The 6308-nt window shown below is 45.6% G+C and carries 7 protein-coding genes; 1 reads left to right on the top strand and 6 read right to left on the bottom strand.

Annotated elements, in window-relative coordinates; genetic code table 11:
• The 6 genes from F8L24_RS09250 to F8L24_RS09225 all read right to left on the bottom strand — a co-directional run.
• The coding region (locus tag F8L24_RS09250) for an amidohydrolase (protein WP_294954926.1) at positions 1 to 1619 on the bottom strand (1619 nt) is incomplete at its 3' end.
• 23 nt (positions 1620 to 1642) lie between these two features.
• Positions 1643 to 1843 (bottom strand): hypothetical protein, encoded by a 201-nt coding sequence (locus tag F8L24_RS09245; RefSeq protein ID WP_294954924.1) that lies wholly within the window; start codon positions 1841 to 1843, stop codon positions 1643 to 1645.
• Positions 1844 to 1967: 124 nt separating this feature from the next.
• On the bottom strand, positions 1968 to 2654 hold the full coding sequence (locus tag F8L24_RS09240; protein WP_294954921.1) for a response regulator transcription factor: 687 nt from the start codon (positions 2652 to 2654) through the stop codon (positions 1968 to 1970).
• Positions 2647 to 4266: an ATP-binding protein gene (locus F8L24_RS09235; protein ID WP_294954920.1), complete on the bottom strand. Its 1620-nt coding sequence runs from the start codon at positions 4264 to 4266 to the stop codon at positions 2647 to 2649. Before F8L24_RS09235 ends, F8L24_RS09240 begins: the two co-directional genes overlap by 8 nt.
• Positions 4267 to 4364: 98 nt before the next feature.
• Positions 4365 to 4808 carry a hemerythrin domain-containing protein gene (locus tag F8L24_RS09230; protein ID WP_294954918.1) on the bottom strand — a complete coding sequence of 148 codons (444 nt, stop codon included), beginning with the start codon at positions 4806 to 4808 and terminating at the stop codon, positions 4365 to 4367.
• A 56-nt stretch (positions 4809 to 4864) separates the two neighbouring features.
• Positions 4865 to 5830, bottom strand: coding sequence for an energy transducer TonB (locus F8L24_RS09225; RefSeq protein ID WP_294954915.1), 966 nt, complete (start codon positions 5828 to 5830; stop codon positions 4865 to 4867).
• An 87-nt stretch (positions 5831 to 5917) separates the two neighbouring features.
• Here F8L24_RS09225 and F8L24_RS09220 point away from each other — a divergent pair.
• On the top strand, positions 5918 to 6308 hold a 391-nt coding region (locus F8L24_RS09220), incomplete at its 3' end, for an aminotransferase class III-fold pyridoxal phosphate-dependent enzyme (protein WP_294954912.1).

The following is a 6308-nucleotide window of genomic DNA, read 5'->3' as shown; positions in this document are numbered from 1 at the left end:
GTGAAGTTCGCCACTTTCCCCTTTTTGATGGAGCCAAGCTTCTTTTCCTGGTTAAGCGTACGCGCTGCGTTGATGGTAATGGCCTTCATTCCGGTAAAGACATCTATACGCTGGTCCTGGGAGAATTTGCTTCCTTCCCCTGTCATACGGTTGATGGCGGTCCATGCCAGTGTCAGCGGCTCTGCCGGCGCCATGGCAAAGTCGGAGTGGAAAGAGACGGGCACACCGCGCTTGGTCAGCTCTTTAATGCGTACCAGGTTCTCCGCACGCTCTTTGCCAAGCCCCACTTTGGCATACTTGTCCGAAAGCGCCCATAGGTAATAAGGATTGACCGAAGCTTCCATGCCAAGGTCTTTGACCTGTTGTGCGATATCCGCATCGAAGTAGCCCATATGGTGCAGCGTGAAGCGGTGGTCTTTGCGCGGATGTCTCTTCTGGTCTTCACGGTTGAAGTCTATCACCTGCTGAATCCCTTTGTCACCGTTGGCATGCACGTGGATCTTGTAACCCTTGTCCCAGTAGAAGCTCAACTGCTGTTTGAAAAGATCGAGCGGTGTCATCCACTGTCCCTTGAAGCGCGGGTCGGTATAGGGCTGTTTCATCTGCATCGCCAGCGAATAGATGGCACCGTCTGCAAAGAGTTTGACCTGTTTTGGCAAAAAGGTGATGTTCTGCGTATTGTACTTTCCGGGCAGCGTCTGCATCATCTTTTCTGCCTTTTCGTTACTGTTTCCCGCCATAGCGTAAAGCTGGGTTCCGTTGGGAATCAGGTAGGTATCGTACGGCGGATTCTTGTCCATTTCATTTTTAAGCATGCCATATTCCATATTGAAATCGGCACTGGGGAATCCCGGTTCACAGATGGTCGTAATGCCGTTTTGCAGCATCAGCTCCGTCATCATGGAGAGTCCCTTTTTATAGCTCTCTGGATTGAGCAGGTGCACACCGATCTTCGGTACCAGCGCCAGCCAACCGCCTTCGTAGAAGTGCCCCTTTTCCCAGTCGACCTGCGGGTTGCCCTTGAAGTCCTCTTTTTTGATCTTGAAGAGCTTGATGGCGGCATCGTTCAGGTAGATTTCATGGAAAGAACGATGGATCACGCCGACAGGTTTGTTGGGCGCGAGTTTGTTGAGCATCTGGCGGCTCAACGGGCCGTGCCAGAGTGGATGATACCCCCAGATGAAGTGTATTTTTCCTTCTTCTGCTTTATCAATGGATGCTTTGAGAAGCTTTTGGAACTCTTCCGGTGTTTTTGCCGCTTCCGTTACGCCGTTCGGCTTCTTCCATGCATGGGGTGCGATGGTGTCGTTAGGCAGCATGATCGCCGCGATGGAAGGATGCAGATGCGGTTCGATGAACCCCGGCATCATTGTTTTACCCTTAAGGTCAACCTCTGCAGTCTTTCCGGCATAGTTGTTGACCGCGTCAGCCTTTTTACCGGCATATATAATCTTCCCGTCACGTACCATGACCGCTTCGACATAGTTGGGCTTGTCGCCCTCCATGGTGATGATGTCTCCGCCGTAGTAGAGTGTTTGTGGCGGGAGGGGAGCTTGCGCCGCCCCAATCGCGGTAACCGATAAAAGCGCCGTTGCTATTTTCCATAACTGTTTTTTCATTTTCTCCCCTTTTTGGCTGCTTACTAAAGTACTGCTTTGATCGCTTTTACTTCAAGTTTTCGCTTTTCTTTTTTGACTTTTTTGTCAATGTTCAGGTCTGGAGTTTTCTTCGCTTTATGCTTAAGGTTTTTGCTCTCGGACTTCACTGCATGTTTCGCCGCCGATGTTGCCATATTTGCAAATAGTGTTGTTCCCAGGATTGCTGTGATGATGATCTTTTTCATTTGATACCTCCGTAAAATTAGTAACCATAGTATATCAGGTAAAAATATGGAGATTATATGGAAAGTATTTCCAAATTCCGAAATAGAAATTCAGGACTTTGCATAAATTGCAGAAGAATGATCGTTAGGAAAGAAGTCTGTATCCGAGAGCATAACTGTTTTCTATGAGAGGTATTTTTTGTTTGGTCTGCGTAGTGAGCTTTGTATTGAGCCTGTATACCAGCTGTGCCAGTTTGTTGGTATGGGATGTGTCGATCTCTTCACCGTACCATATTTCCGAAATAAGTATTTCATGTGACAGGTAATGTCCGGGGGAAGCAGCCAGGAGGCTGATAAGAAGCATTTCTTTTTCTGAAAGATTGATAGGGATTTGCCGGTAAGTAAGTTCATTGTATGTTTGATCCCATATGAAACCGTCACTTAACCTGACCATCTCTTTTGCTTTTACCTGTGCGATCAATTCATATATGGTTTTTCTGAAAAGATCATCTTTCACAGGCTTGACAAGGTATTGGGTCAGGCCCAGCGGGATCGCTTTGAGAAGTTTCTCTTTGTCGGAGTGGGCAGTCAGTATCACTATGGGGGTCTTTGTGTCCTTTTCCCGTATGGTTTTGGCTATTTCAAGTCCATCAATGCAAGGCATATTTATATCCAAAAGCAGTACATCCGGCTTCTCTTTCTGGTAGAGGGCCAATGCCATTTCTCCATCTTTGGCCGTGAATACCCTGTGAAAATACCGTTTCAGAGCCAAAGCATAATTCTCTCTGGTGACCTGGTCGTCTTCGGCATAGAGTATGGTTGGTTTAAGCATCTTTCTTCTCCTCAAAAAGTACGATTTCAAAATAGGCGCCGTTGTTGTAGTTCTTTACACGCAGCTGGCCACCCATACTGTTCTCTGTCAGCAGTTTTGCCATGTAAAGTCCAAGTCCCGTACCTTCATGTTTGAACTTTGTCGTATAGTAGGGTTCAAAGATACGCTCAAGTTCTTTTGCTTCGATTCCTCCGCCGTTATCCTGAATGGAAAGTATTATTTTCCCATGAAGCCTTCTCATATGTATCTCTATCTTTGGGTCAGCTATTGACTTTATTTTGAAGTTGTCTATGGCATTGTTCAGGATGATCAGTATGATCTGTGTCAACTCTTTTCTGTAAGTATTAACATATATCTCTTTATTTGGGTTGAGGGTGACTTCGATATTTTTACTGTATATTCCGGTGAGATGCAGCGCTTTTTCTATACAGGCTTGCAGCGAAAAATGTGTTCTTTGTTTGTCGGGATGGAAAAAGTGCATAAAATCTTCAATAGTGTCGGACATATACTGTGTGTTCTCCTCGATGCTGTCCAGTTTTTGTTCGAGTAACTCTTTTTGTGCGTCATCCGAATCCAGCAGGCTTTTCATTACGGTAACATTGGAGTTGATCCGGGAGAGCGGCTGTCGCCACTGATGTGCGATATTGTTGATCATGCTGCCCATCCCGGCAAGTTTCGCCTGCTTCTCAAGCAACGTTTTTTGACGGTAGCGTACCTTGAGGTGATAGTAAAGCAGGCCAAGCAGAAACAAAAGTGCCACTGCGATGATTTCTGCAAGTAAACGATAGTCTGCTTTGACGACCTCTTTTGCGCTCATCCAGTGGTTGATCATTCTGGTCTTTTCCTCAGTTGAGAGATCTGCGATCGCTTTATTGAAAATATGCTTGAGTAAAATATCGTTTTTGCGAAGTCCCACATGGGCTCTCATCACAAGCGGTTCGACCTTCGTATTGATCTTAAGCTCCCCGATATGCTCTCTTCTGATATTATAGGCAGCGATCCGGTAAATGTCTATAAAAGCATACAATGTCCTGTTGGCAACCTTGTCAAGGCCGTCTTTTGTGGATTTTGTTGTTTGAAGCTGCAGTGTGGGATATGTCTGGTGCAAATAGGCTATCATATTTTTATAATGCCCGATGATCCCGACTTTTTTCCCCTCAAGCATTTTCATGTTGTTGACAAAAGGTGTTTTTAACCGAGTGGTCAGGGCCACAAAGTCTTCTCCAAATTCATTTGAGAGTGCTATGCCGGAGAAGGTATTGGGGCTTCCCATACTTACTACAGCGTCTGCCTGTCCCTGTGTAACCATGGTGACACAGGCCGGCAAATCGGACAAATGGATAAATCGTATCGGCACGCCGATCCTTCTTTCAAAGGCTTTATAATAGTCATGGACAATACCGAAAGTATGATTTCCCTCATGTCCTATATATGGCATCCATTCTGCATAGTCGCAGACAGTGATCTTTTTTTTCTGTGAAAGATATGCTTGTTCCTCCGGAGTGAAATGGAGGGGATAGCGGATACCTTTACGAAGAGCAGTGTTTATCTCTGTATTCGCATGCGTGCTACCAAGCAGGCATAGAAGCATCATGAATTGGATCAACGGCATCCGATACTGTTCCTTTTTGCCATAGCAAAGTTCATCTTTTTTTCTTTCGGATGGGCCATACTGGCGGCACCATGCCTGATACACGTTTTTTTATTGATTTACGACTGATCACCATTGAGCTTTGAGTAAAGGTTTGCTTCCTCAAAAGAGATACGTTGGGAAAGAATGTCTGCAAGTTCTTTAAATGTTATGTAGAATTCTGCATTAAGAGGAACATCCGGGCTTGCATATTTGGCCAGAAAATTTATGAGTGCCACTTTCGTATGTTTGAAACCAGCAATGAAATCTTCTACCATTACCTGTGTTTTTTGATCGATCTTTCCTGATTCTTCTTTCATGAGATTAAAGAGTTTTAAGTCTTCGTCCATAACATGATCTACGGCGAGGCTCTTTAAGTCTTTAAGTGCCTGTTTTGCTGTTTTTTCATCGTTTGCATCATAGGCGTCTATGACTTTTAAGGCCAGGGCCACTATCTCTTTATGTTCTTCTTCCCATTTACGGACGAGCTTGTGGTTCTTTGAGTCAAACAATGATCCGAACATAATCTTATATCCTTCTTTTTTTCCCCATTATAACAAAATATTAAAAAAGTATCTTGCTAATAAATGCTGTACTGGACATAAAAAGTGATCTTTGTTGTTGTTTTGGGTCTTGGATAATCCTTATACGCAATGCGGATAACCTGCAGTGTATTGTTGTCAAGTGCCGTGTACCCAATGCGGCTTTGAAGCCTCAGTCCGCTGATGCTGCCATTGGGATGCAAGTAGAAAGTCACTACGTTCGTTCCTTCCTGTCTGGTTCTGACAGCAACATCCGGATATCCGTTCTGTATGAGTGTACGCTGTGTAATACGGTGAATAAGACTAAGATTTTTTTTAATGAATTTTTTCTGTGTAGGGGTGAACCTGTCAAACTCCGAACCGTAAAGCTGTTGGATCATTTGGGAACTGTAACTGGCAGAAGCCGGTCTGCTTGGTGCCAGTGAAACGGAACGCCCAGAACCCATAAGGGCCGATGCCAATCCGTTTCTGTGGCGGGAAGGTTTTCTCGGTCTGTGCGGTTTGCTTTGTCTGGCCACTTTTTTCCTGGGTTTCTCTGCTTTCTGTTTGACAATCTTCCTGGGCTTTTCCTTTTTTTTGACGATCTTTGTTACATTGTTCTCTTCACGCTCTTTTTTTTCTACGACCAGACGGGTTTTTTCATCGAGCAGTTTCTTTTTGGCAACAGGAGCAGGGGTTTTTATCGGTGTTTTTTTGACCGGTACTTTTTCTGCCGGCTTGGGTTTTGGCTGTATGACAGGCTGTGGTTTTGGCTGGGACAGTTTTGGCCGGACCGGCTGCATTTTTGGTCGGGAAGGCATTACCGGTTTGGGTGCCGGTCGTGCAGGCGGTGCCGTGATGACCTGTTTAAGGTTCAGAGAAATCTTTTTGGATTTTGGTGAAGGAGGGGTCGGGAATTTCAAGTCTTCAAACGCGAGAAAAAACCATAGAAAAATAAGCAGGTGAAGCAAAAGGGAAAGCAGCAGTCCCTCAAGTGTGCGTATGGTTCTCCCCCTGATCTTCATTCTTGTTTCAGCCTTGTTGTGTTTGGTGTAGACCTAAGTGCCTATAGTGTATAATCCACGCAATTATACATAATGAGGATTAATACTATGGCATATGATAAAAGTATTGCGGCATTTGAAGAGGCTTACAGGGTCATCCCCGGAGGCGTGGATTCTCCGGTACGGGCATTCAGCGGCGTGGAGGGTACACCGCCGTTCATCGAAAGAGGCGAGGGGGCTTACCTTTACGATATCGATGGGAACAGATATATCGACTATGTACAGAGCTGGGGGCCACTGATATTTGGACACTGCGATGCGGACATTGAAGCTTCGGTCATGGAAGCGGTCAGAAAAGGCTTGAGCTTCGGCGCGCCGACCACGGTCGAAACGGCGCTGGCGGAGGAGATCGTGTCGATGTTCGACAGTATTGACAAGGTACGTTTCGTCAGTTCAGGGACCGAAGCGGTCATGTCGGCCATCCGTCTTGCAAGAGGGG

It is taken from the genome of Sulfurovum sp. (assembly GCF_015493435.1).
GTDB lineage: Bacteria > Campylobacterota > Campylobacteria > Campylobacterales > Sulfurovaceae > Sulfurovum.
This window is presented reverse-complemented; position numbering and strand designations above follow the sequence as displayed.

What these genes read in the sequence shown, in the direction of transcription:
- F8L24_RS09245 (WP_294954924.1), bottom strand. Translation starts at nt 1,843, where the DNA reads ATGAAAAAGATCATCATCACAGCAATCCTGGGAACAACACTATTTGCA.
- F8L24_RS09240 (WP_294954921.1), bottom strand. Translation starts at nt 2,654, where the DNA reads ATGCTTAAACCAACCATACTCTATGCCGAAGACGACCAGGTCACCAGA.
- F8L24_RS09235 (WP_294954920.1), bottom strand. Translation starts at nt 4,266, where the DNA reads ATGCCGTTGATCCAATTCATGATGCTTCTATGCCTGCTTGGTAGCACG.
- F8L24_RS09230 (WP_294954918.1), bottom strand. Translation starts at nt 4,808, where the DNA reads ATGTTCGGATCATTGTTTGACTCAAAGAACCACAAGCTCGTCCGTAAA.
- F8L24_RS09225 (WP_294954915.1), bottom strand. Translation starts at nt 5,830, where the DNA reads ATGAAGATCAGGGGGAGAACCATACGCACACTTGAGGGACTGCTGCTT.